Origin of the sequence: Ihubacter massiliensis (genome assembly GCF_024125305.1) — a bacterium.
In the GTDB taxonomy this organism is placed as follows: Bacteria; Bacillota; Clostridia; order Peptostreptococcales; family Anaerovoracaceae; genus Hominibacterium; species Hominibacterium faecale.
This window is the reverse complement of the sequence record NZ_JAMXVH010000001.1, coordinates 2,881,492-2,905,580: the sequence shown is the minus strand read 5'-3', so window position 1 is coordinate 2,905,580 and position 24,089 is coordinate 2,881,492. Positions and strand designations below refer to the sequence as shown.

General features: G+C 47.7%; 21 protein-coding genes. 15 read left to right on the top strand and 6 right to left on the bottom strand.

Going from position 1 to position 24,089, the window contains the following annotated elements:
• Positions 1 to 13 precede the first annotated feature (13 nt).
• From hydF to NIA71_RS13475, 5 genes are all read left to right on the top strand, one after another.
• Positions 14 to 1,213 carry a [FeFe] hydrogenase H-cluster maturation GTPase HydF gene (gene hydF, locus NIA71_RS13495; RefSeq protein ID WP_148398150.1) on the top strand — a complete coding sequence of 400 codons (1,200 nt, stop codon included), beginning with the start codon at positions 14 to 16 and terminating at the stop codon, positions 1,211 to 1,213.
• A 121-nt stretch (positions 1,214 to 1,334) separates the two neighbouring features.
• The gene (locus NIA71_RS13490; RefSeq protein WP_253020663.1) at positions 1,335 to 2,630 is read left to right on the top strand and encodes a TrkH family potassium uptake protein; all 1,296 of its coding nucleotides are present in this window, start codon (positions 1,335 to 1,337) and stop codon (positions 2,628 to 2,630) included.
• Positions 2,631 to 2,644: 14 nt separating this feature from the next.
• Entirely contained in the window at positions 2,645 to 3,319 is a 675-nt protein-coding gene (locus NIA71_RS13485; protein WP_148398120.1) for a potassium channel family protein, read from the top strand.
• Between the two features lie 554 nt (positions 3,320 to 3,873).
• Positions 3,874 to 4,074 (top strand): 50S ribosomal protein L31, encoded by a 201-nt coding sequence (rpmE, locus tag NIA71_RS13480; protein WP_148398149.1) that lies wholly within the window; start codon positions 3,874 to 3,876, stop codon positions 4,072 to 4,074.
• 555 nt (positions 4,075 to 4,629) lie between these two features.
• A complete protein-coding gene (locus NIA71_RS13475; RefSeq protein WP_253020662.1) occupies positions 4,630 to 6,255 on the top strand; it encodes an amidohydrolase in 1,626 nt (541 codons plus the stop codon).
• Between the two features lie 49 nt (positions 6,256 to 6,304).
• On the opposite strand, the gene NIA71_RS13470 is transcribed toward NIA71_RS13475, so the two are convergent.
• Complete coding sequence (locus NIA71_RS13470; RefSeq protein ID WP_253020661.1) at positions 6,305 to 7,627, bottom strand: MerR family transcriptional regulator; 1,323 nt, start codon at positions 7,625 to 7,627, stop codon at positions 6,305 to 6,307.
• Between the two features lie 186 nt (positions 7,628 to 7,813).
• Here NIA71_RS13470 and NIA71_RS13465 point away from each other — a divergent pair, with 186 nt between their 5' ends.
• Both NIA71_RS13465 and NIA71_RS13460 read left to right on the top strand, forming a co-directional pair.
• The gene (locus tag NIA71_RS13465; RefSeq protein ID WP_253020660.1) at positions 7,814 to 9,439 is read left to right on the top strand and encodes an amidohydrolase; all 1,626 of its coding nucleotides are present in this window, start codon (positions 7,814 to 7,816) and stop codon (positions 9,437 to 9,439) included.
• A 112-nt stretch (positions 9,440 to 9,551) separates the two neighbouring features.
• Positions 9,552 to 11,198, top strand: a complete 1,647-nt coding sequence (locus tag NIA71_RS13460) for an APC family permease (RefSeq protein WP_253020659.1) — start codon at positions 9,552 to 9,554, stop codon at positions 11,196 to 11,198.
• 332 nt (positions 11,199 to 11,530) lie between these two features.
• On the opposite strand, the gene NIA71_RS13455 is transcribed toward NIA71_RS13460, so the two are convergent.
• Positions 11,531 to 12,322 carry an arylamine N-acetyltransferase family protein gene (locus tag NIA71_RS13455; RefSeq protein ID WP_253020658.1) on the bottom strand — a complete coding sequence of 264 codons (792 nt, stop codon included), beginning with the start codon at positions 12,320 to 12,322 and terminating at the stop codon, positions 11,531 to 11,533.
• A gap of 234 nt (positions 12,323 to 12,556) precedes the next feature.
• Between NIA71_RS13455 and prfA the strand changes: the two genes are divergently transcribed.
• From prfA to NIA71_RS13425, 6 genes are all read left to right on the top strand, one after another.
• Positions 12,557 to 13,618 carry a peptide chain release factor 1 gene (prfA, locus tag NIA71_RS13450; RefSeq protein ID WP_148398091.1) on the top strand — a complete coding sequence of 354 codons (1,062 nt, stop codon included), beginning with the start codon at positions 12,557 to 12,559 and terminating at the stop codon, positions 13,616 to 13,618.
• Positions 13,618 to 14,622 carry an L-threonylcarbamoyladenylate synthase gene (locus tag NIA71_RS13445; protein ID WP_253020657.1) on the top strand — a complete coding sequence of 335 codons (1,005 nt, stop codon included), beginning with the start codon at positions 13,618 to 13,620 and terminating at the stop codon, positions 14,620 to 14,622. Before prfA ends, NIA71_RS13445 begins: the two co-directional genes overlap by 1 nt.
• A gap of 18 nt (positions 14,623 to 14,640) precedes the next feature.
• On the top strand, positions 14,641 to 15,072 hold the full coding sequence (gene rpiB, locus NIA71_RS13440; RefSeq protein WP_148398089.1) for a ribose 5-phosphate isomerase B: 432 nt from the start codon (positions 14,641 to 14,643) through the stop codon (positions 15,070 to 15,072).
• Positions 15,073 to 15,211: 139 nt separating this feature from the next.
• A complete protein-coding gene (upp, locus tag NIA71_RS13435) occupies positions 15,212 to 15,841 on the top strand; it encodes a uracil phosphoribosyltransferase (RefSeq protein WP_253020656.1) in 630 nt (209 codons plus the stop codon).
• 13 nt (positions 15,842 to 15,854) lie between these two features.
• A complete protein-coding gene (tyrS, locus tag NIA71_RS13430; RefSeq protein WP_148398087.1) occupies positions 15,855 to 17,180 on the top strand; it encodes a tyrosine--tRNA ligase in 1,326 nt (441 codons plus the stop codon).
• An 82-nt stretch (positions 17,181 to 17,262) separates the two neighbouring features.
• A complete protein-coding gene (locus NIA71_RS13425) occupies positions 17,263 to 18,033 on the top strand; it encodes a response regulator transcription factor (protein WP_253020655.1) in 771 nt (256 codons plus the stop codon).
• Between the two features lie 126 nt (positions 18,034 to 18,159).
• Here the strand turns inward: NIA71_RS13425 and NIA71_RS13420 are convergent, their stop codons facing one another.
• From NIA71_RS13420 to NIA71_RS13405, 4 genes are read right to left on the bottom strand one after another with little or no spacing between them, the layout of a single operon-like run.
• Positions 18,160 to 19,431 carry a cysteine desulfurase-like protein gene (locus tag NIA71_RS13420; protein ID WP_253020654.1) on the bottom strand — a complete coding sequence of 424 codons (1,272 nt, stop codon included), beginning with the start codon at positions 19,429 to 19,431 and terminating at the stop codon, positions 18,160 to 18,162.
• A 10-nt stretch (positions 19,432 to 19,441) separates the two neighbouring features.
• Positions 19,442 to 20,632 (bottom strand): PucR family transcriptional regulator, encoded by a 1,191-nt coding sequence (locus tag NIA71_RS13415; RefSeq protein WP_253020653.1) that lies wholly within the window; start codon positions 20,630 to 20,632, stop codon positions 19,442 to 19,444.
• A gap of 1 nt (position 20,633) precedes the next feature.
• The gene (locus NIA71_RS13410) at positions 20,634 to 22,118 is read right to left on the bottom strand and encodes a Na+/H+ antiporter NhaC family protein (protein ID WP_148398224.1); all 1,485 of its coding nucleotides are present in this window, start codon (positions 22,116 to 22,118) and stop codon (positions 20,634 to 20,636) included.
• Positions 22,119 to 22,131: 13 nt separating this feature from the next.
• Complete coding sequence (locus NIA71_RS13405) at positions 22,132 to 23,238, bottom strand: alanine/ornithine racemase family PLP-dependent enzyme (RefSeq protein WP_253020652.1); 1,107 nt, start codon at positions 23,236 to 23,238, stop codon at positions 22,132 to 22,134.
• 243 nt (positions 23,239 to 23,481) lie between these two features.
• Here NIA71_RS13405 and NIA71_RS13400 point away from each other — a divergent pair, with 243 nt between their 5' ends.
• Together NIA71_RS13400 and NIA71_RS13395 are read left to right on the top strand one after the other, a co-directional pair.
• Positions 23,482 to 23,670 (top strand): hypothetical protein, encoded by a 189-nt coding sequence (locus NIA71_RS13400; protein WP_253020651.1) that lies wholly within the window; start codon positions 23,482 to 23,484, stop codon positions 23,668 to 23,670.
• Positions 23,664 to 23,810 carry a hypothetical protein gene (locus NIA71_RS13395; protein WP_253020650.1) on the top strand — a complete coding sequence of 49 codons (147 nt, stop codon included), beginning with the start codon at positions 23,664 to 23,666 and terminating at the stop codon, positions 23,808 to 23,810. Before NIA71_RS13400 ends, NIA71_RS13395 begins: the two co-directional genes overlap by 7 nt.
• Positions 23,811 to 24,089 lie beyond the last annotated feature (279 nt).

The window sequence follows — 24,089 nt, the reverse complement described above, 5'->3', positions numbered from 1 at the left end:
TTAGGAGGATATGATGAGTTTAAATGAAACACCGAGAGCGGACAGACTGCATGTTGCCATTTTCGGAAAGAGAAATACAGGAAAATCTTCGCTGATCAATGCTTTGACCGGTCAGAATATTTCTTTGGTATCCGACCGGCCGGGAACGACGACAGACCCGGTGTTCAAAGCTATGGAGCTGCATCCCATCGGACCGGTTGTATTCATTGATACTGCCGGATTTGATGATGATGATGGAGAACTGGGGCTGCTGCGGGTTGAAAAAACCAGTGAAATAATTAGTCAGACCGATGTGGCTGTTATGCTCTTTGAAGACGTAGATTTCAGCAAAGAAAAACGCTGGGTACAAAAACTGGAGGCAGCAGGAATTCCGGTAATCCCGGTGATCGGAAAGGCTGACGAGATTTATGGAGAAAGTTCGCTGGCAAAGGCCATAAAGGAAGAAATGGAGATTGACCCTATTTTTGTAAGTGCCCTTAGAAGAGAAGGGATGGACGAGATTAAGGAGGCGATTGAAAAGGCGGTGCCGGAAGACTTCAAGAGAAAACGAATTTTGGGGGACTTGGTTAAACATGGTGAACTGGTTATGCTGGTCATGCCTCAAGATATTCAGGCGCCGAAGGGGCGGCTGATTCTGCCGCAGGTGCAGACGATCCGCGAGCTTTTGGATAATAAGTGCACTACCGTATGTACGACTGCCGATGGGTTCATTCGAAGCCTTAAAGCACTGGGACGCGCGCCTGGGCTGATTATTACCGATTCTCAGTGCTTTAAGGAAGTGTTCGAACATAAACCCAGAGAAAGCCGCCTGACATCATTCTCTGTTCTCTTTGCCGCTTATAAAGGGGATATCCATGTTTTCGCAGAAGGAGCAGCGGCTATAGACAACTTAACGGCTCGTTCCAAGGTACTGATCGCTGAGGCTTGTACCCATGCGCCGTTGGAAGAGGATATCGGCCGGGAGAAAATTCCGCGCATGCTGCGAAATCGTTTTGGAGAAAATCTGCAGATCGATATGACAGCCGGAGCAAAGTTTCCTTCGGATTTAAGCAAATACGATTTAATCATACATTGCGGAGCTTGTATGTTCAACAGACGGCATCTTCTCTCTCGGATTTCGGAAGCCCAGGCCGCAGGGGTAGCCATCACCAACTATGGCATTACAATGGCTAAGCTCAATGGGATTTTGGATAAAATCCAGATGCCGGAATAGGGAAGGACTTTTAAGTACATAATAGGAATAAATTACATGGGCAAATATGTTTTATTTGCCCATATTGTGCTATAATAATCCCGTCTGCCAGAAATAGACTTTAAGGAGAGGTCAAACGAACATGAAATCGAAAAGGTTGAAGCCCAGGAGGATGGTCGTTCTTGGGTTTTTATGCGTAATATTATTGGGGACGGTTCTTCTCATGCTGCCTGCTGCCTCTGCGACAGACAGGGGCATTTCCTTTGTGGACAGCTTGTTTACTTCTACTAGCGCCGTATGCGTAACAGGGCTGGTCAGTGTCGATGCAGGAACATCTTTCAGCTTGTTCGGACAGGTGGTCTTGGCGGCGCTGATACAAATCGGGGGCCTGGGTATTACCTCCATCGGTGTAATTGTCATTTTGAGCGCAGGCGGCCGGTTTGGTATCGGAAAGCAGCGGCTGATTAAAGAATCTCTCAACCTTTCTTCGGGAAAGGGGCTGACTGTGGTGGTGAGGGCTGTATTGTATGTGACGGTAGCCTTTGAGCTTTTAGGGGCAGTGTGCAGTTATATATCGTTTTCCAAAGATTTTTCCACCGGGGATGCTATTGGGGTAAGCCTGTTTCACTCCATCGCGGCCTTTAACAATGCCGGCTTTGATGTGCTGGGCAATTTTCAAAGTCTGACCGGATACCATTCCGATGTGTGGCTTTGCCTGGTGACCAGCGGTTTGATCATTTTCGGAGGGCTGGGTTTTTTTGTGATCAGCGAGATGGTTTCAGGTAAATCCCCTAGAAGATGGTCACTGCAGACGAAAGTGGTTCTTTCCACAACGCTGATTCTTTTGGCAGGCGGAACGGTTCTGCTCAAATTTACGGAAGGCAGTTCCTTTACCTGGCTGGACGCTTTTTTTCAAAGTGTATCCGCACGGACGGCGGGATTTGCCAGTGTTGAGATCGGCGCTATGAGCAAGGCCGGCTTGTTGGTTCTGATGGTACTAATGTTCATTGGGGCGTCTCCGGGATCAACGGGAGGCGGTGTGAAAACAACTACGATTTTTGTTTTATTTCAGAAGGCGCGCAGTGTTATTTTTAATAAGCACTGTACGGTTTTTAAACGAAAGATCCCAGAGGCGGTTGTGATGAAGGCATTCACGGTTTTCGCCATGGCGGTGGGCGTGATTATATTCAGTACCTTTCTTGTTTGTGTTCTGGAGCCGGAATTCACCTTTCAGCAGATCTTTTTTGAGATCATCAGCGGATATGCGACTACGGGGCTTTCTACGGGAATTACCCCTTCCCTGTGCGCGGCAAGCAAGATTATTATTTCTATAACCATGTTTGTAGGAAGACTGGGGCCTTTGACAATTGCGACGATTTGGCTCAATAGAGATGCCCCGGCCGTTACCTATTCGGAAGAAGATGTGACGATCGGATAAGGAGGTTAGTTAGGATGAAGGAAGGAAGAAGATCCGGGTTCGGGATCATAGGGTTAGGCCGTTTCGGCCTGGCGCTAGCAAAAACGCTGGCGGAGTCAGGCGCCGAGGTAATTGCTATTGATGGCGATGAAAATAAACTGCGGCTGATCCGAAATCATGTTCAGGATGCGTTCAGGCTGGGAAAGCTGACCAAGGACGCCCTTGAAGAGACAGGTATTGGAGAATGCGAGACGGTTGTGGTTTGTATTGGTGAGAAGGTGGACGTAAGCCTTTTGACCACTCTCAATGTTTTAAATTTGGGCGTGCCCAGGGTCATCGCCAAGGCTGACAGCGTGGAGCACGGAATCATACTGGAGCGGATCGGCGCGGAAGTGGTTCATCCGGAAATGGAGACGGCTACCCGTCTGGCTGCTGTTTTGCTGGGATCGAAGGCGCTGGATATGATGCGGCTCAACGATGACTATGTGATCTCGGAGATTAAAGTCAACAAGCATCTTTATGGCAAAACGATTCGGGATCTGCATTTGGATAAATATGACTTAAATTTAATCGCGCTGGAGAAAGAGCCCAATATAACTTTGCCAGGCGCCAGTCAGGACGAGATGCTGACAGAGGATGACGCCATTTTAGTCATCGGAAAGTTCGCCGACGCCGATCGCTTTGAGCGGAAAGTGATGAACCGGGATTAGGCGGGGCGGAGTATATTGGCAATGAAAATTTTTGTTGTCTTTCTGTAAATTTGGTGTATAATAAAAATAGAAAGAGAGCCAGTGATAACCGGCTCACCAAAACTATAACGAATGATTTGAAAAACCACTCAGCTTGGCAGAGCAATGAGTGGTTTTTACTTTACCGGATTTTGTTAGCTATGTATGAAGCATAGCTAAACATCATGCCGATAGCCGTAAATAATAACGACAATAGCTCAAACACGATGGCTGCCTCTCCTTTCATTAGATTTGGTCATGAAACCACCTCCTTGAAAGATGTACAGCCGGTCACCACTCTTCGGTAAGGCTCTTTTCCATTACTATACATTAAATCTGCAATATAGACAATAAATTTAGTCTTGATTCGTAATAAGTAATAATTTAAAATGAACATCACTATGTCTTGCCTTGACGAATGAAAGGATTGCAAAAAAAAACTTGTTTTTCAGAGCCAGCTGTGGTATATTATATAAGCTGTATATCAGTAATTTTGCAAAGGGTGGTAAGACCCGAGCAGGAAAGAGGTGAGAAGCATGAAGGAAGGAATCCATCCTGACTATAAGGAATGTAAAGTAACTTGCGCATGCGGTAACACATTTGTTACAAAGTCCACACAGGAAGAAATCCGTTTGGACGTTTGCTCAGAGTGTCATCCATTCTTTACAGGTCAGCAGAAGTTCATCAATCGTGGTGGACGTGTTGAGAAGTTCAAGAACAAGTACAAATTGGACTAGTTCAAAGCAAATTGATTATTATGATAGCCATCTTTTGGGCGCTGTTTTCTGCAGAGATGCAGGGGAGCATAGCGCTGGGAGGTGGTTATTTTTTTGTGGAGAAGAGGGAAAACGGAAGGAAAATTATATTCCCAGGAAAACCTTTACTTATAGCTGGTGAATCAGCAGACTATCAGAAACCAGCCGGAAATCCTGCGATATTCATACTTTTGCGGCCACCTCGTAACGCAATGTAGGAAAGGAAGATCACGATAATAAACCGAATTGCGCATCTCGCCTCCCCGCCAACCTGGCGGCGGCTCAACGAGCGCCGCCTCATTTCCCCAAAACCTAAAGCATCACTTCAGATTTTTCACAAAAACAAATCAAAATACATCTTGACTTAACCCCTAGAGAAGATACTATAATTAATTAAATAGTAAAAATTTTTAAAAAATTAGCATAACAAGGCGGGCTCTGTGATAGATTTCATGAAAAGGCGTTGGGCGGTCCGGCGGCTGACAATTATAAGATATTTCCAAGAGAGCCCGGGATTGAAAAAAAGAGGAGGAAAAAATGAGCGCGGATAAACTATTTATAAACGGCAAAATTTACACAGTGAACAAGGACCAGGAGTGGGCGCAGGCCGTCGCCGTAGAAGGAAACAGGATTGTTTACGTGGGGGATAGGGACGGAGCGGAAGCGCTATGCGACGAGAATACGAAGATTTGCGATCTGGAAGGAAAGATGATGCTGCCAGGTTTCATCGACGGCCACTGCCACCCTGTGATGGCAGCCCATTACCTTTGCGGCGTATATCTTCAGATCGAATGGAGCCCGGAGGAATGTCTGGCGGAAATCCAGCGGTTTGTGAAAGAACATCCTGAAAGCGACACTTATTTTGGCATCGGGTACGCGGAGTGGATGTTCGATGAAACAGGACCAAAGAAAGAACTGCTGGATGCCATCTGCCCAGATAAGCCGATGATGATTCTCGGCAGCAGCGCCCACGAGGCATGGGTCAACACAAAGGCACTGGAACTGGCGGGAATCACCAGAGATACGCCGGATCCCATCCCAGGATTTCATTATTTCCACAGAGACGGGGAGGGAAATCCCACCGGCCACCTGCTGGAGATGGCCACGCAGAATATGATTATGGAAAACATAAATTTCTTTGATGCGGACAAGATCGAAGAAGTGCTGGCAGCGGCCTCTGACGGCTATGCGGCCATGGGCGTCACATCGACCTGCGACATGGGCGCGCCGGAATTTGTTATGCCAGCCTATTTTGAGACTGTGCCGGAAATGATTGAAAAAGGCTCTTACAAACAGAGATTCGTCGGCTGCGGCCGCATGGTTTCCGAAAAGAGCGATGTGGAAATCGTGATGCCCAGGCTTAGAAGGTATAAAGAAACCTATGACACCGATCAATTCAGAATTAACTTCCTGAAAATCATTAATGACGGAACCCTTGAAACCAGATCCGCAGCCCTGAGCCAGCCTTATGACGAGGACGGCAGCATGGTAAAGCCGCTTTTTACAAGAGAAGAAATCGCACAGCTGGGCGTGGAGGCCGCAAAGGAAGGGCTGAATATCAATGTCCACGGCATCGGCGACGAAGCCATCAGCGGGACTCTGGCCATGGCAAAGGCAGTCCGGGAAGCGGGGTACGAAGATTGCCGCATTACCAATTCCCACTGCGATTATGTGAAGGACGAAGAGCTGGAGCTGTTCGGCAAATACAATGTGATCGCCAACACTACCTGCGTATGGCATTACGGAAACCCGGACATGGAAAAAGTAATCGGCGACAGACAGAATCATACATTCAGGATCAAAACCATGATAAAAGGCGGCTGCCGCATGGGACAGGGCTCCGACTTTCCGGTGGATGAATTCGGAAGAGAACCCCTCAAAGGCATTGAAATGGGATGCACGAGACAGCTGTTCAATCATCCCGAGCTGCCGGTGCTGAAACCTTACGAAGAAAAGCTTTCCGTCAAGGACGGGATCGAAAGCTACACCATAAATAATGCTTACCAGATGCACATGGATGATAGGCTCGGCTCCATAGAAGCAGGTAAATATGCAGATTTGGTTATCCTGGAAAAGAACATCTTTGATGTTCCGCTGTCCGAAATCCATAAGGTTAAAGTATGTGAAACAATTATGGACGGCAAAACCGTATATAAGAGCTAGCAATCAAAAGATACATCGAGGCAAGGTACGTTCAATCCAACCAAAACGGCTATAGAATCCTGCGTTTAGCAAGATAGACGATGTTGGTTCTGGTGTCCCCGGCGATATGATATTCAAAAAATCGGCCGGGGTTGTACCCCTTGCTTATTTTTTCGATTTTTTCCATGATAAAGTCATTTTTCTCCAAGGTCGTTTTGACAAAATCGAAGGTAAAGACATCAGCGGCCGCATTGGAATATAGCTCGTGAATTCTCCTAATGGAAGGACTGCCGGGGCAATAATATTCTGCTGTACCTACCGCTAGTGCATCCGGCGCGATATAAGGGATAACCGTATCCAAATAGTGAGTTTTCTGAAAGAATCCCAAATTACAGGAACCCATGTAGTCGATTATGACATCGATGCAGCCATTTTTAAGGGGCAGACGTCCATTTTGATTGATGATATACGCCACCTTTAGATTGGGATTGGCATTTGCGATATGCTGCCTCATGGAGCGGATTGATCGTTCGGATAAAGCCGTAACCAGGAAGATGCAATTACGGGCATTCTCTCCGTTATGGCGGCTGTATAAATACTGGCAGGACAGATCCGGAAAAAGGATCGTTTTTCCGCGAAAATCGTAGCTGGACAGCGCATTATATATCCAGAGACTGCTTTTATATAAGTTGGTCAGATACTCATTGCTGTGCTCTTTCATCCCCATTAAAAGCATCCCATCCTCATTAGTGATTAGATTTTCTTCACCAAAATAACATTCCAGGAACTTGGGGTCATTCTCCAAATCCTTTAAATTCTCAGTAAACACCACTCCGTTTCGAATCGCTGCATGATATCCGCAGCTGCAGGTCAGAATGCCGCTCACAATTGAATCACCGCAAATATCCACATTGGAAAGTGTGAGCTTGCATTGGCAGTGAGGACAATAAAGCAAAGTGACCGCGCTGAGAGGAAAGCCTGGCAGCTGGCCGTTCTGTTCAGGCATAGCCGTATATACGGTCTTGCCCGCCGAATAGATGTGATCGGCTTCTATTTCTTTGATTTTCTTATTGATCATCCGGATATAGGTATTAATTTGATTGCGTTCCTCATACAAACGATTCTTTTTATCATTCAAGTATTCCACAAGCTTTTCATAGAGAAAGTAATCGTCCTTGTTGTAAAAACGGAAGATACTCAGATATTTATTCAATTCATTCAGCTTGAATCCGGCATCCTTCATAGAAATGATAATTTCCATCTCCTTACAATCAGAAGCAGTAAATCGGTATTGGAATCCATCTTTTTCAGGCACCAGCAGCCCAAGATTGATATAATGACGGACCGTAGAAACAGAAACATTGAACTTTTTCGAGAACTCCCCGATTTTCATGACGCACCCCCACCCTAAAACGACAACTACTGAGGGACATTATAGCACAAATGTAAAGTATTACTTTGCGTTTTTTAGAAAATACCTGAAAAAACACCTTGACCTAACCCCTAGGCAAGATAATATAATAAATGAAAAGTTGAAATTTTTAAAAAATTTAAATGATTATTATAAAAGGAGGATATCATGAGCGCAGATAAACTTTACACAAACGGCAGGATCTTCACAGTAAACAAGGATTGCGAGTGGGTCGAAGCCGTGGTTACCCGCGGCAATAAAATCGTTTACGCAGGCGATCAGGCCGGTGCGGACGCATTTTGCGATGCCAACACGCAAGTCTGCGATTTGAAGGGCAAAATGATGCTGCCCGGGTTCATCGACGGACATTGCCACCCGGTGATGGCGGCCCATGTGCTGTCTGGAGTCGTATTCGATATCGATTGGACCCTGGATGAGTGCCTTGCAGAGATTAAACGATATGTGGAAGAGCATCCCGATAACAAAACTTATTTCGGCCTGGGCTATGCGGAATGGATTTTCGATGAGAAAGGGCCGCGCAAGGAACTTTTGGACGCCATCTGTATGGATAAACCGATGTTTTTCCTGGGAAGCGGCGCTCATGAGGCTTGGGGAAACAGCAAATGCTTTGAGGCTGCGGGAATTACCAAAGACACGCCCGATCCTGTGCCAGGACTTCATTATTTTTCAAGAGACGCGGAAGGAAATCCGGCAGGTCATATTGTGGAAGGTCAGCCTCAAGCGATGATTATGAGCAAGATCGACTTCTTTGATGAAGAAAGCGTGATCAACCTCATGGCCAAAAACTCTGAGGACTATGCGGCCATGGGCGTTACAGGCACTGCGGATATGGGAATGTATACTTACTTGGAGAAGCAGTATTTCGAAGCTCTGGATGCCATAAAAGGCAGCGGCAGATATTTGCAGCGATTTGTGGGCTGCACCTGCCACGTGGATGATACGCAGATGGTAGATTTTCGAATTTCCGAACTTTTGAAGGCACAGAAGATTTACAACGATGATAAGTTCAGAATGAACTTTCTCAAGATCATAAATGACGGTACCATGGAAAGCCGCTCAGCGGCCATCAGTGAGCCCTACCCGGAAGACGGCTCTGTGGTTAAACCCCTCATGGATGAAAAGCTGTCCGCTGAGGTGGGCGTAAAAGCGGCGAAAGCCGGTCTGAATATCAATATGCATGCCATCGGGGATGTGGCGGCCAAGTCGGTGATCGCAATGGCTAAGGCGGTAAGAGAAGCAGGTTATGACGATTGCCGCATCACATGCTCCCATTCTCAGTATATTGCGCCCGATGACATACCGCTGTTCGGCAAATACAACATAATTGCTAATTCCACAGGTGTATGGATGTATGGCAATCCATTGATGGATAAAGTGCTGGGTCACATCAACAATGAAACCTTCCGCATGAGGAGCATTATCGACAGCGGCGCCCGCATGGCATTGGGGAGCGACTTCCCGGTGGACGAATACGGCAGGCAGCCTCTTAAAAGCATTGAAATGTGCGTAACTAGAAAAATGTACGGACAGCCGGAGGCTCCGGTGCTGGAACCCAGCGGCGAAGCCGCGACTGTGAAAGAGGCCATCGAAGGATTTACCATCAATAATGCCTATCAGATGCATATGGAAGATGTCATTGGATCCATCGAAGCGGGTAAATATGCTGATTTTGTGATCCTGGAAGAAAATATTTTAGAGATACCTCCAGAAAACATTCATAAAGTCAAGGTTTGCGAGACGATTATGGACGGAGTAACCACTTACAAAGCGTAGTGGACATTTATTACAGTTACAAACCAGTTTGGTTATGTATATCGATCATTCGAATTTTTGAATGATCGGGCAATCATTTTATTATTTTAATCATGTTGAAAGGAGACAAACGATGTCCAAAAAAGGTTACACAGGGGGACAGGTACTACTTGATGCCACACCTGGGTTAAAGAAAAAGACCTTCACGCTGGCAGCCATGACGTTCTTCATTTATTGCGCGTGCGCGGGCGGTGCGTTTGGTATCGAGTCAATGATTTCATCGGCAGGCCCGGGACTTACATTGATTCTGCTAGTGTTGATTCCAATTCTATGGGCCATGCCCATCGGGCTTTATTGCTCAGAGCTTACAAACCTGGCTCCGGTAGAATCCGGCCCATATGTTTGGGCCAAGATGGCCTTCGGCGAATTCTGGGGATTTTCATTCGGATTTTGGATTTCCCTGGCCATGTATTTGACCGGAGCGGCTTATGTCGTGCTGGCCGCGGACTATATCGGGCTTTTCGTAAATCTTACGCCCCTGATGTCTTTTGCCATTAAAGCAGCAATCATCATTATTTTTACCATCGTCAATTTGATGGGACTGGAAGAGGTAAGTACAGCCAGTACGATTTTCAGTATCATTATTCTGATCGCTTTTGCGGCTGTGGCTTTCGTAGGTATGGCCAATTGGCAGTATAATCCTATGGACCCAATCGTTATCCAGGGACAGAACGCTCTGTCCAGCTGGGGAACCGGAATTGCCATCGGCGTTTGGATGTACTGCGGTTATGTGGCGGTTTCCTTCCTGGGCGGCGAGATTGAAAATCCGCAGATTATCCCTAAAGGAATGAAAATCGGCATCGTTGTCATCGCCCTCAGCTACATTCTGCCTACCTTGGGCGGTATCGTATCTACGGGACCGTGGACCGAATGGGGCGTCAGCATCGACTATTCATCGGTACTGTACCAGCATGTAGGACCTTGGGCAGGCGCGGCTTTCATGATCGTTGCCGTTATCGCCCAATGTGCGATTTTCAACGCAGCGATTACCGCGGCATCAAGGAGCTTTATTGTATTGTGTCAGGATAATCTTTGTCCCAAATTCTTATCCACTGTTTCCAAGAAGAGAAGAGTGCCTGTCTGGCCGATCCTGATCCTGGCAGCGCTCAACCTGGTGCTGGTAAACCTGAACTTTGAAATCCTGGTTACCATCTTGTCGCCGGTTCTGTTCGTTTTGTATGTGGGCCTCAGCTTTGCATATGTCAAGATCAGAAAGGATTATCCGGTTGAAAAAAGAGGAAATCTGTACTATATGAAAGGAAAACTGGCTCCCCTTTACATATGCGGAGGACCGCTGATCGTAGGAATTATCAGCTTCCTGGTAAACGGAACTGAATATTTCCTTCTGGGATTCATCGCTATCATTGCGGTTGTCATCTTCTACCCCATCTTCAAATGGATTTATGGCGGTCTGAGCAAAACCGACCCGGAAGGAAATCCGATCAACCCCAAGACCAAGCTGGCCAAGGGCGACATCGGAAGATTTGGAATCTTTTTCCTTCTGTTTGGCATCATTGCTTTCCTGGGGTCCTTCTTTCTGGTATGGTACGAAGGGTCATGGGGACCTGATTATTCTCTGGAAACCTACGGCTCCGGCATCATGAGCAATTTCTGGGGAATGATTAAGATCGCTCGCTGGGGCGGTGTAGCCATGCTGGCTCTGGGCGCTGTTTTGTTCCTGGTTGGAAAGAAGTGTGACCCGATTCCAAAAGAAGATTAAAGAAAACATTTTAAAAGAATCGTTCGGACATTGGGCTGCTGCGTGAAGCTAATCGCTTTTCATGCAGCAGCCTTTTTGTGGTACGCCCAGCAGCATATTTTTTAATTTCCAGCGCTGCGGTTTTTCGGAAATAAATTAAAATAAATTTTAGTTTTTACGCATTTTTCAACGATTGCGCCCCCTCAAACTCAGCCAGAGGCAGCAAAGCCTGCTTTTTCTTACTATCAGGCCTCGCAAACCCACAACTCTGCGTAAAAACAGAAAACTTTCTATAAAGTTTTCCCGATTGAAGCCAATGCACCGCGAAGGCGGATTGCAAACGCGGCACCAACCTAAAGATGAAAGACCTCCGCCAGCAGCGCTTTCTCCCGCTCCTTTGTGAGATCGGCCTCGATGATTTCCTCCACACCGCCCCGCTCTTTGAGAAAGGACCCGGAGCGAAGGGCATAAAAACAGCCGTCTATGTACAAAGAAACTTTCGTCCCTTTATTGATCCTGGAATCGGGATGAGCCTCTGCATAGAAGGTGGCGGGCACAAAATCCAGATCAATATGCGGCTCCTCGGTGAAGCCCAGCTTTCTGCGCCATCCATGGCCCGGCCGGTTCTGCCACATCACCCAGCCCCAGAATTCATCGCGGACCAGCTTGTACTCGCATTCTCCATCCGACTGGACCAGGTTTTCCTCAAGGAGCAAGGGGATTCGGTGATGCTCATAGTTAAACCCGGCATCAGTGAGATAAATCCTGCCGTCCAGCTTCACGCCCATCACCCGATGGCTCTGTGGCTGAATGGGCAGCGTTTTGGCGATGATGCGGGAGATGTAGCTGACCACTTCAAAGCCCAGGGACTCCAGCAGCCAGTTGTACAAGGTATTGATCTCCGAACAGACGCCTCCCCGGCTGCCTCGGATCATTTTCCCATATAGAACTTCCCTTTCCAGGGACGTTTTTTTGTTTGCCATGATATCCAGGTTTTCGTAGGGGATGTGCTGCATATGGGCCCATTGCAAACGGGAAAGATAGGATAGATCCAGGCTTTCCGGAGCCGGCATTCCGATCCGCTTCAAATATGCGTTTATCTTTTCCGGCGGCATGGGCGCGCCGTTTATTTGGTTATGTATCATTTCCTTCGCCTCATTTTCAAAGATGGCTCTATTGTATAAAAGCCGGAAAGAGCTGTCAATGCGGCCGTATAAAAAACGCCGCAGGCGGGAGAAATATGCATAATTGATAAAAAAGTTGAGAATGATCGAAGATAATCAAATTTTTGGTTTGTTTTTTTTCCATATGGTGCTATAATATTAAGTTGAAGTAGTAGGCTTGAAAGCCCAAAAAATACAGAATCGCGGGAGTTAAACATGTTTGATAAATTAGACTTCATTTTGGAAAAATATGAAGAGCTTTCACAGAAGGTTTCCGATCCGGCCATCATTAACAATCAGCCGGTTTGGCAGAAGTATGTGAAAGAGATGGGGGAAATGGAACCCATCGTAAAAAAATACAAAGAGTATAAAAAGGCAAAATCCGAGCTGGCTGACGCCAAGGAAATGCTGGAAGAGAGCGACGAGGAAATGCGGGAACTGGCCAAGATGGAAATCTCCGAGCTGGAAGAGACCATCGGCCAGCAGGAAGAAGATTTGAAGGTCTTGCTGCTGCCCAAGGACCCCAACGATGAGAAAAACGTAATCCTGGAAGTCCGCGCCGGAACCGGCGGCGAAGAGGCGGCTCTCTTTGGCAGCGACCTTTTGCGCATGTACAGCAGGTACGCGGAAAGAAAGGGCTGGAAAACCGAATTGATGGAAATCAACGATACCGGTCTTGGCGGCATCAAGGAAGCGGTTATGCTCATCAAGGGCAAAGGCGCTTATTCCAGGCTTAAATACGAAAGCGGCGCCCATCGCGTCCAGCGAGTACCCGAGACCGAATCCAGCGGCAGAGTTCATACGTCGGCGGCTACGGTGGCGGTGCTGCCTGAGGTGGACGACGTGGAAGTGGATCTCAATCCCAATGATGTGCGGGTAGACGTGTACCGCGCATCTGGAAACGGCGGACAATGTGTAAACACGACGGACTCCGCTGTCCGGCTGACCCACGAGCCCACCGGACTTGTTGTAACCTGTCAGGACGAAAAATCGCAGATTAAAAATAAAGATAAAGCCTTCAAGGTTCTCAAATCCAGATTGTACGATTTGAAAATGCAGGAGCAGAACGACGAAATTTCCGCCCAGAGAAAGAGTCAGGTTGGAAGCGGTGACCGGAGCGAACGAATCCGTACCTACAACTTCCCCCAGGGCCGGGTTTCCGAACACAGAACCGGCGTCACCCTCTACAAGCTGGACTATATTCTGGACGGCGATTTGGACGAAATTATTGATGGCCTGATCACCAGCGACCAGGCGGAAAAGATGAAGAATTTCTAATGGATACGAAACTATTAACTGAGAAAGATATAAAAATAGCGGCGGATATTATTAAAAACGGAGGGCTGGTCGCTTTCCCGACGGAAACCGTATATGGATTGGGCGCCGATGCGCTCAACGCCCAGGCGGTTGCCAAGGTCTATGAGGCAAAGGGCCGTCCCAGCGACAATCCAATGATCGTTCATATCGGCAGAGCCAGCGATATCGGACAACTGACGCCCAGGCTCAGCCCGGATATCGTAGCCCTGATCGAGAACTTCTGGCCCGGTCCTCTGACCCTGGTGGTCAAGCGCAAGTCCTGCGTTCCGGACAGAACCACCGGCGGCCTGGACACTGTGGGCGTTCGCATGCCCGACAGCAAAATCGCACTGGATCTGATCACCTGGTCCGGATGCCCTATTGCGGCTCCCAGCGCCAATCTATCGGGGAAGCCCAGTCCCACCAAGGCAGAGCATGTGATCGAGGATCTGCAGGGCAAGGTTGACGCCATCATAAAGGGCCCCGACTGCAGAGTCGGCATTGAATCCACAGTCTTGGACGTGACCGGCGATACGCCGACAATTCTTCGGCCAGGGGTCATTACTGCAGAGAACATCGAAGCAGCCATCGGCAAAAAAGTGGCGGTGGATCCGGCGCTGTACGTCAATCGGCCCCGGGATGTGAGCGACGAGGAATTTAAACCCAAGTCCCCGGGAATGAAGTACAAGCATTATGCGCCCAAGGCGGATATGACCATCATCGAAGGCAGCCGGGACAAAGTGAAAACCGAGATTGAACGGCTGCGCGTTCTCAACGAGCGAATTGGAAATAAAGTCGGGGTCATTCTCTTTGAAGAAAGAGCCTTTATCGAGGCAGCCCATGACTTCTTCGCAAAGCTGCGAGAATTGGACAAGCAGGAAGTAGATTTGATCCTGGCGGGAGCCATGAGTGACACCGACGGTGTGGGCTTTGCAGTCATGAACCGAATGCTCAAATCAGCGGGATACAATATTGTAAGAGTATAGAATAAAGGAGAAAGGCCGATGAAAATAGCCATTGCCAGCGACCACGGCGGTTACCAGTTAAAAGAAGAAGTAAAAAAATATCTGCAAGAGAGGGGAATCGAGGTCCTGGATCTGGGGACCGATTCTGAAGAATCGGTGGATTATCCAGCCTTTGGATATGCCTGCGGCGAAGCGGTTGCTCAGGGAAAAGCCGACCGGGGCATCGTATGCTGCGGCACTGGCATTGGAATTTCAATCGCTGCCAACAAAGTGAAAGGAATCCGCTGCTCCCTGTGCACCAATGTGACTATGGCCGAACTGACCAGGAAGCACAACGATTCCAATATTCTCGCCATGGGCGGGAGAATAACCGATACCGAGACCGGGCTGGCGATCACGGCCGCCTGGCTGGATACGGAGTTCGAAGGCGGACGCCATCAGCGCCGTGTCGATATGCTCAATCGTTACTAATGCGGGATACCGCATTCAGATAAAGAAATCATTTCGACAGGACGCAGCCAGAAAGAGCCTGTTGAAATGTACTCGATGCAGTTGATAAATTAATTCAAGCACAAGAGGACTTTAACAGGTCTTGCAGGGAGGTAAAAAAATGGGTAATGTATATGTATTCGATCATCCGTTAATTCAGCACAAAACAGCAATGATAAGACAATCGGAAACAAGCGTCAAAGATTTTCGCGAACTGGTTAAAGAAATCGCCATGCTGATGGGCTATGAAGCTACGAGAAAGCTTCCGCTGGAGGAAGTGAAAATTACAACGCCTATTTGCGATACAATGGTCAATATGTTAAAAGGCGAGGACATCGCCATTATACCGATCCTGAGAGCAGGACTGGGCATGGTAGACGGAATGCTGGCGCTGGTACCCAATGCGAAAGTTGGACACATCGGATTATACAGAGATCCGGATACCCATGAACCGGTTGAATATTACTGCAAACTCCCCAATGATATTGAAAAGAGAGAGATTTTCGTTGTGGACCCGATGCTGGCCACTGGAGGAAGCGCGGCCGCAGCCATCGATTTCATCAAGGCAAGAGGCGGTAAAAAGATCATCTTCATGTGCCTGATCGCGGCTCCGGAAGGCATCGAAGTGCTTCAGAAGGCCCATCCCGACGTTGATATCTTCATCGCCGCCAAGGACGAAAAATTAAATGAACACGCATACATTGTTCCAGGCCTGGGAGATGCGGGGGACCGGCTGTACGGAACAAAGTAACTGGAGGAAAAGAATGAATTTTATACCTGATCATGTTAGCCAACATACCAACGTATATGATGTATTAAAAGAAAGAGGCTTTATCGAGCAGACCACCGATGACGAAGCCATTCGGGAGCTGCTGGGAAAAGAAAAGATAAAATTTTATATCGGCTTCGACCCGACGGCCGACTGCCTGCACGTAGGGCATTTCATGCAGGTCATCATCATGATGTACATGCAGAAGTACGGCCATACGCCGGTGGTTCTCATCGGCGGAGGCACGGGAATGGTAGGCGACCCTTCCGGCCGCACGGATATGCGGCAGATGATGACGCCGGACACCATTCAGGACAACTGCAGCTGCTTTAAAAAACTTTTCGAGAAATTTATCGATTTTGATGAAGAGTGGCAGTACAGCGGCAACAACGGCGTATATAGCCCGGGAAAAGAGAATAAGACGCCTGAGCCGGGAAAAGCGGTCTGCGTCAATAACGCATCCTGGCTGCTGCCCCTCAACTATATTGAGTTTATCCGTGAGATCGGCTGCCATTTCAGCGTCAACAACATGCTGCGGGCCGAGTGCTTTAAGCAGAGAATGGAAAAGGGCCTGTCCTTCCTGGAGTTCAACTATATGCTGATGCAGAGCTACGACTTCATGGTTATGGCCAGGGACTTCGGCGTCAAGATGCAGTTCGGCGGAAATGACCAGTGGTCCAACGTGCTGGGCGGTATCGAGCTGACCAGAAAAGCTTGCGACAAACAGGTTTACGGAATGACCTTTTCCCTGCTGACCACCAGTGAAGGCAAGAAAATGGGCAAGACTCAGAAAGGCGCTCTGTGGCTCAATGCGGAAAAAACGTCTCCCTATGAATTCTACCAGTACTGGAGAAATGTCGCTGACGCAGATGTGGAAAAATGCCTGCGCATGCTGACCTTCCTGCCCATGGATGAAGTTCGCGCTCTGGCCGCTCTAAAAGGAGCTGAGCTGAATAAAGCGAAAGAAATTCTGGCTTACCAGGTTACCGAGCTGGTTCACGGCGAGGAAGAAGCAAAGAAAGCTCAGGAGGGCGCTCGTGCGGCCTTTGGCGGCGGCGGATCCCTGGAAAACATTCCAACCGTGCAGAAAGCGGCAGAAGACCTGGCGGGTGAAGGCATCGGCGTCGTTACTTTCATCAAGGAACTGGGGCTTGTGCCCAGCAACCGGGAAGGCTTCATGACCATCGAACAGGGCGGACTGAAGCTGGACGGCGAAAAGGTGACGGACAAAAAGATGATGATTACAGCTGACACCTTTAAGGATGGAAAACTGCTGGTTGAAAAAGGAAAGAAGAAGAAACTGGTCGTTGAGTTAGTATAAATAACAATCAGCCGTCCGGGGAAGGAAGTTCCTGCCGGACGGCTGATTTTGCATTACAAGCCCGATGGGAGAGAATTTGAAAATGGCTGAAACACTTTTAAACAATGAATGGAACTTTGTTCATGAGATCACATTAAAAGTTCATACCCATGACGATGTGGATCAAATGAGAAAGGAGTTTCTGACCCTGCTGCAAACGCTGATCCGATTTGATTATGCGTCCTTTTACCTAGAGGAAGAGGGAAAGCCTGCCCGGCCTGTAGGCGTGGGGCTATCCAGGGAAGAGCTGGAATTCTATATCCGGGAATTGGAGCCGATCGATCCTTTTCGGCCCTTATGGTCCCTGCTTTCCGACCCAAAACATTCTGCCATCAGAGTGAGCGACTATGTTCTAAATCGGGAAATCGAAGAGACCGAATACTATCAGCGGACTTGGAAACCGAAAAACATTCAATATTCTCTGTTCACCGGTTTGGGATATGAGGGGAGGCCCCTTGGCTCCCTGAGCCTTTACCGGACAGGACAGGGAGAGGAGTTTTCAGACAAAGAAATCCTGATCCTGAATCTTTTAAAGTCCCATCTCAACCTCTGGCTTTGGAAGCAAAGGAAACCGCAGATCTTGAACCAGGAATTCAGTCCCTCCCTGTATGCTCTAAAAAAAGCTTACGCAGTTACCGATCGTGAGCTGGAAGTCATTGATCTGTGGAGCAAAGGCCTGACAGACAGTGAAATCTGCCAGGAAATTTCCATCTCCAAAAACACTCTGAAAAAACATATCAGCAATATTTTTAGCAAGCTCAGCATTAACAACCGGGTGGAACTGCTGAAACGACTAAAGAAGCCGCAAGGGTGAAAATGTCCGGGCGGCGGTGTGAAGGCGGTGGGTTGCCGGTGCTGTTGGTTTACCGTAATGAAAACGGGATTTTTGACGCAAATTAGTGCAATTCTAGGTGTCAGATGGAGGCAGGAATCCTTTCTCTTATCTTCCAAACTCCTTTACCACTTCATACACCCGGTCAACCTCAGACATGAGGTTATATGGCGCGAATCCGACTCGGACAAGCCCGCCGACCGGTTCAAGTCCCAGAACATCTCTTATGGTGGCGATGGCATAGTAGTCTCCATCCCAGACATTAAGCCCCTTATCAGCAAGGGCAGCGGCAATGTCATGGGCATGGACGCCTTCGATCCGGAAGGAAACAGTGGGTGTTCTTGGAGCCCCTTCTCCCGGGCCGTAAATTTTGAGCCCTGCGATATCCGTTAGCTTTGCCCTAAGCGCATCCGCCAGTTCGTCCTCATAATATTCGAAGGCCTTCATGCCTGCTGCGATTTCTTTTCTCAGGCCCGAATAATTCTTAACCTCATCTTCCAACTGATTCATGTGATGTTTCCCTGCGTCTGCGATGAATTTAACTGCTTCTGCTGCGCCGTTTACAAGCTCCATGGCTAGGGTGCCGGTTTCAAGCTTGAGCGGCATCCGGGTATTATCATATGCCTGGACTCTGGTTGAATTCAGCTTGTCGCCCAGTTCCTTTTTACAGTATGTAACGCCAAGGTGGGGGCCAAAGTATTTATAGGCGGAACACTGTAAAATATCGGTGTCGATCTCTTTCACGTCAATGAGCTTGTGAGGCGCGTAGTGTACAGAGTCTACGATCGTAATCGCTCCGTACTTATGAGCCTCGGCGATAAATTTTTTAACATCTGTAATCGTCCCGCATGAGTTGGCGGCCCAGTTGATGGCAAAGATTTTGGTCTTATGGGAAAGCTTTGACTTGAAATCTTCAAAATCCAGTGTTATTGTTTCAGGATGAATATCGACAACCTTAACGACAAAACCCAGCTGCTCCAAAAGTCTCCATGGCGACCGGTTCGCTTCATGATCGATGTTGGTAATTAAAATTTCATCTCCGGGCTCAAACATCCTTGCGAAACAAAAGGCCATCTTAAAGTTATTGGATGAAGTGTTTTCACCGAAAGCAACTTCGCAGGGGTCGCAGTTAAAGAACTCAGCAAAAATTTTCCTGCAGTTTACAACCAGTTCGTCGCTCTTGACGGATGTTCGGAATGCGCCTTCTTCGTTGGCGTTGTAGTAAAACAGATAGTCGCATACGGCCCTGGCGACTCTGCGCGGCACCTGTGTCCCTCCGGGGCCGTCCAGAAATGCTTCGTGATATCCGTTTACTGTTTTCGCCAATGCCGGGAACTGCTCCCTGATGTAGTCCACGTCAAATTTAAAATTCTTTTTCATTTCTTTCTCCTTATAGATTTATCATTACCTGCAATATCTTATAGAGTCTTGCTAAGAGATACATATGCACATAAGCATCTTCCGGCTTGTCCGTTCCAATGATCGATCTTATCCGCTCCAGCCTGTGCCGAATCGTATTTTCGTGCCGGAGCATCTTTGCCGCAGTCAGAGAGATGCTTCCCTCGCTTTCCGCATAGGTCATCAGAGTTTCAAACAGCCGTGCATTATGTTTTCTGTCGTACTTGTTGAGTTTATCTACCTCCCCTTCATAGACCGTCCGGATCCAGCTATGATTGCAAATTGGAATCAGAAGCGAATCCATTCCAAGATCACAATATCTGAGCACGGCCTCTCTGTCCACGGAAGCCGATATGTTGGCGTACATGCTTTCTTTCAGCGCAAAGCTAAACTCATTATGCTTATGATGGACATCGCTAAAACCGATAAATAGTTTTTTTCTCATGGCCAGCGCCGAAAGAATTTTTTCCGCACATTGAAAAACCGACTGATCACCTGCTTCTGCTTTCATAGAGAAAATAATAAGAAAGGAATCTCTAAGCTTGATTGCAGCAGAAAAGCTGTTTTCAAAATTTGAACACTGGGTTTGGAAATATTCTCTGGCTTGTTCACACTGCTCCACGACCAGAGTGCCGATCCTCTGGTCTTTGTGATATCTTGGCGTTGCATACATGCAGAGATAATGTTCATAAAGGAAGGGACTGACCCTGTTCATAGCCTTTGCGGAGTCCTCGCGGGATGGCTCTTCACTCCAAAGAAGCTCTTCGATCTTTTCCGCCGCAACATCTCTTACCACATCTTCCTGAAGGGCGTTTCTGACAACAAAGATAATGTCATCCGTGTAAGTGTCTTCAAATAAAAATATGGGAACATGTTTTTCGTTTGCCAATCGGATGATTTCCTTTGGCACGGACTTATAAAAAAGGGTTTTTATACATACGACAGATGCGTGATTTTCCAAAAGTGCCTTGAATCTTCGCAGCAAATTGTCGGGCCTGTATTTGGCTTCACTCAATGTGGTGATTATGAATTCTCTCCTGGAAAAGGTCCTCGCCATGTCTTCCGGCTCTTCCCAGTCAAAGATTCCTGTCCCCAGAACTTCATTATACAGCCCTTTATGGCCTGCAACGATTCGAAACCCTTTGAACAGCGGGTCCGCCATGATATCCTGAACCGTTATCATATCAACTCCTTTCAGCTATTTTTTCATTTGCATATTTTTTAAGCCTTACTGCAGGTTCCTTGGGGATTCCAAATTTGGGGAAGATTCGATCTAACCCTGTAAGTGTGAGAACGAGCAGTGAAAGCACCGAAATCCATGCAAAGAAATTGAGCGGAATCAGATCAAAGGCCCCGAACTTAACCAGTGGATAGACGGCTCCCGCCAGTCCTACATAATAGATATTGCATACATGCCAGGGAATCAGTTCGCCTGCAAGGACCCCGATGGCATCGCCGTACATCGCGTTTCTGCATCTGAGATCGTACAAATCCTCTTCGCTGCCCTCAACGCCTTCGTCAACAATATTTTTAATAACGGGCCCCATGGTCGCCATCTGCGCCTGGTCGTCGGACAAGAGCATATTGCCGATGATACAAAGAACCGCATTCCAGAACATCAAATGGCGGACCTTTCTTGAAAGCATCATGCACAGTTTGGCTAACGGTTCAAAGGCGCCCATCTCCCGCATGACTCCGCCAAAGAAAATAACCCACATAACCATGATCAGAATCCAGCTTCCTGCATCGGCAAATGAATCGTACATCATCTGCGTAAATTCAGTGAAGGAGGTAATGGTTCCGATAAATGCGCCCATGACTGCCGCGCTGATAATTCCGGAAGCCAGACAAACGAGGGTAGGGAAGTGCAGCACTGCCATAGCAATGATTATGATGATGGGAATGATCATCCAAATCGGGATACTGCCTCCTTCGACTTGATGGAGAAGTTCAACCGCCGCGGGCCTTTCTTCTTCCAGCGTACTCCATGCAGCCGCAGGGATATCAGATATCGCGTTGGATGCCTCAGCCGCCTCCGTGGGCAATCCTTTTACGATTCCGACGATGTAGAAGAGAACGGATGCAAGGGCTACGTTTGTAAGGGACCATGCCAATTGCTTGTTAAACCGATCAACGACCTCAACCTTCTGGATGGCGCATGTCATAATGGTTGTATCGGAGATGAGCGCTACGTTATCACCAAACGCCGCTCCGCCGGCGCATGCGCACATGGTCATTACCGGATCGCCGCCCACAATATGGCCGAGCCACATAAAAATTGGAATGGTTGCCGCAAAGGTCCCCCAGGAAGTCCCGGTTGCCATCGATAACACGCAGCTGACCAGAAAGGCTACGACGGCGATGCTCCGGCCGCTGACGCCCATTTTAATTGCCGCTAGAATAACGCTGGCACCAACGCCTGTGGTCATAAAGAATGTCGCGACTGCGTAGGCCAGCATAAAAATGAAAAAGACCATCATGGCATCTTTTACGCCGCCTAATGCGCTCTCCAATATATCCATCACTTTCCGCTTCGTGGTAAGCCAGCAAATGATTGCCGCGTAAAGCAGAGCGATCGGGGCAGCCATCAGGGTATCAAAGCCTTTCATTACCAAACCGCAGAGAAGAAATATGGGTGAAAGCTTCACAATTATTAAAAGTGGTTTCATTTTTTTCCTCCTTTCACTTATAAATTACATTCACATATGGATCATTGCTCAAATACATCATTGAGGGATAGCTGATATGAAATGTGACGATATCTCCAACTTTGACTTCTTCTTTGCAGTCTTCAATGTCGAGAATCATGTGGTCGCTGCTGGAGCCGATTACCGCGGCTCCTTCCAGCTTGGGGAATATTTTATCATCAAGGGTAAAGTCCAGCTTGCCTGCCGCCAAAAGTGCTCTCTTTCGAATGCCCCTGTCCTTGTACTCAGGCTTTCTGCCGAAAGAATCGATGCATATTTCACCGACCGGGTGGGACGGTTTATTCCTTACCTCAATGACTTCAGCCTGGAAGGTAAAGACATCCTGGTACATGTTTTCTATATCAAGGCCCCATATTTCCGGTAAATCGTAGTTATTCAGGATTCCTTCTCCGATCCTCAGATGGTTGATTCTCTCCGGCATGGATTGATCCAGGACAAGGACGTAGGAACTGGTCGCTCCGCCCGAAATGATGTCCAGCTTTCGACTGATTCGTGTTTCCACAAGCTCTGCGATGGATATGAGGTCATTCATTTTCGCGACAGTGGGCTTGATGGACCCATAGCATCCCAGATTTGTTCCCACACCTTTGAGAACGATATGGTCCAGCTCTGTTTCGATAACCTCCGCGCAGCTGGCCAGTTCTTCCTGGTCCCAGAACCCTTCGCGCAAATCGCCCAGATCAGCCATAAGAATCACCTCGTGGGACGTCCCAGCTTTCGCGGCCGCATCATTCAGCGCCCGGATCACCTGCAGATCACTATTCAGGCTAATATCCGCATATTTTACCACATCGTCTGCTTCACTGAGCATCGGCACTCGAAGGAGCAGGTACTTGGCATTTAGGCCCAGCATGGTAAGTTCTTTTATCGTCCGCATGCGGGATGTTCCCAACTGGGAAAAGCCGGCTTGGGCAAATTCTTCTACGGCTTTTGGAAGGCCGTTAAATCCTTTAATGGCTCCGCAGACGCTAATGTTTGCCTGATTACAATTTTCCAAAACCACGTCAATATTGTGCCTGAGTTTTTTCAGATCGACGATCAATTTTGGGTAGGGCGCATTTGTGATATTGTTTGAATTCATCGCTGTTTCACCTCCTTTTAATTCTCTTCATTCTAGCTCTGAAAAAAAGCTTTTACAATTGTCGGATAATTCACATTATTGCCTTTCTCATTGTAGGTTTCTACACTTCCGCGGCTTTAAAGCTGAGTTTTTCAGGGGCAGAAGCGGGCGAGGTTTTTGTGAACTTTAAACCTTGATACTGGGAAAATCGCTTGCTTCAGACAGCACAGATGGGGTATTCGCGATTTAGACTTGGATAAAGTGATGGAATTACATCAAATCATATACGGCCTTCTGGCAGCGCAGATTGAGTTCGGTACATATCGATACAAAGACCCATTGCCCAAAATGGAGGAAGTCAGCCAGTGGTTTTCCGTTTCATTGGGTACAGTCAAAACTAATGTGGACCCCAAAAAACGGACACCAAGGGACAAGGCACTGATAATATGGTAAAGGTCAGTCCAAGAGAAGAAGAAAACGAGAAGATTTATCATAACCTTCTGGAGAGCTTTCTTGCCAGCAGGTGCTCCATGGGAGCAAGAAGAATCGCGCCAGAACGAACAAACCGGAAATTCGTCAGCGACACGACCTAGATCGCAACGGAAGAAGGCTGGCTGTATTTAGCGGCAATTATGGACTTGTACGGTCGAACGATCGTAGGGGTGGCCGTTAGTCCCCATAACGATCAGGAACTGGTCATCGAGGCTCTGAAAGACGCGAAGAGGTGAATCGGGAAAGAGAAACTGAGGGGGTGCATCCTTCATTCAGACCGGGGTTCCACCTATTTTTTACTTTTGTAATGTTCGTTACCTCAATTAAAATAAAGTGCATATTTCTTGCGCGAATACCCAAAGACTATTTAAGCCCTAAAG

Bases quoted from the DNA above. Each gene is read 5' to 3' on its own strand.
- hydF (WP_148398150.1), top strand. From the start codon at position 14: ATGAGTTTAAATGAAACACCGAGAGCGGACAGACTGCATGTTGCCATT.
- NIA71_RS13490 (WP_253020663.1), top strand. From the start codon at position 1,335: ATGAAATCGAAAAGGTTGAAGCCCAGGAGGATGGTCGTTCTTGGGTTT.
- NIA71_RS13485 (WP_148398120.1), top strand. From the start codon at position 2,645: ATGAAGGAAGGAAGAAGATCCGGGTTCGGGATCATAGGGTTAGGCCGT.
- rpmE (WP_148398149.1), top strand. From the start codon at position 3,874: ATGAAGGAAGGAATCCATCCTGACTATAAGGAATGTAAAGTAACTTGC.
- NIA71_RS13475 (WP_253020662.1), top strand. From the start codon at position 4,630: ATGAGCGCGGATAAACTATTTATAAACGGCAAAATTTACACAGTGAAC.
- NIA71_RS13470 (WP_253020661.1), bottom strand. From the start codon at position 7,627: ATGAAAATCGGGGAGTTCTCGAAAAAGTTCAATGTTTCTGTTTCTACG.
- NIA71_RS13465 (WP_253020660.1), top strand. From the start codon at position 7,814: ATGAGCGCAGATAAACTTTACACAAACGGCAGGATCTTCACAGTAAAC.
- NIA71_RS13460 (WP_253020659.1), top strand. From the start codon at position 9,552: ATGTCCAAAAAAGGTTACACAGGGGGACAGGTACTACTTGATGCCACA.
- NIA71_RS13455 (WP_253020658.1), bottom strand. From the start codon at position 12,322: ATGATACATAACCAAATAAACGGCGCGCCCATGCCGCCGGAAAAGATA.
- prfA (WP_148398091.1), top strand. From the start codon at position 12,557: ATGTTTGATAAATTAGACTTCATTTTGGAAAAATATGAAGAGCTTTCA.
- NIA71_RS13445 (WP_253020657.1), top strand. From the start codon at position 13,618: ATGGATACGAAACTATTAACTGAGAAAGATATAAAAATAGCGGCGGAT.
- rpiB (WP_148398089.1), top strand. From the start codon at position 14,641: ATGAAAATAGCCATTGCCAGCGACCACGGCGGTTACCAGTTAAAAGAA.
- upp (WP_253020656.1), top strand. From the start codon at position 15,212: ATGGGTAATGTATATGTATTCGATCATCCGTTAATTCAGCACAAAACA.
- tyrS (WP_148398087.1), top strand. From the start codon at position 15,855: ATGAATTTTATACCTGATCATGTTAGCCAACATACCAACGTATATGAT.
- NIA71_RS13425 (WP_253020655.1), top strand. From the start codon at position 17,263: ATGGCTGAAACACTTTTAAACAATGAATGGAACTTTGTTCATGAGATC.
- NIA71_RS13420 (WP_253020654.1), bottom strand. From the start codon at position 19,431: ATGAAAAAGAATTTTAAATTTGACGTGGACTACATCAGGGAGCAGTTC.
- NIA71_RS13415 (WP_253020653.1), bottom strand. From the start codon at position 20,632: ATGATAACGGTTCAGGATATCATGGCGGACCCGCTGTTCAAAGGGTTT.
- NIA71_RS13410 (WP_148398224.1), bottom strand. From the start codon at position 22,118: ATGAAACCACTTTTAATAATTGTGAAGCTTTCACCCATATTTCTTCTC.
- NIA71_RS13405 (WP_253020652.1), bottom strand. From the start codon at position 23,238: ATGAATTCAAACAATATCACAAATGCGCCCTACCCAAAATTGATCGTC.
- NIA71_RS13400 (WP_253020651.1), top strand. From the start codon at position 23,482: ATGGAATTACATCAAATCATATACGGCCTTCTGGCAGCGCAGATTGAG.
- NIA71_RS13395 (WP_253020650.1), top strand. From the start codon at position 23,664: ATGGTAAAGGTCAGTCCAAGAGAAGAAGAAAACGAGAAGATTTATCAT.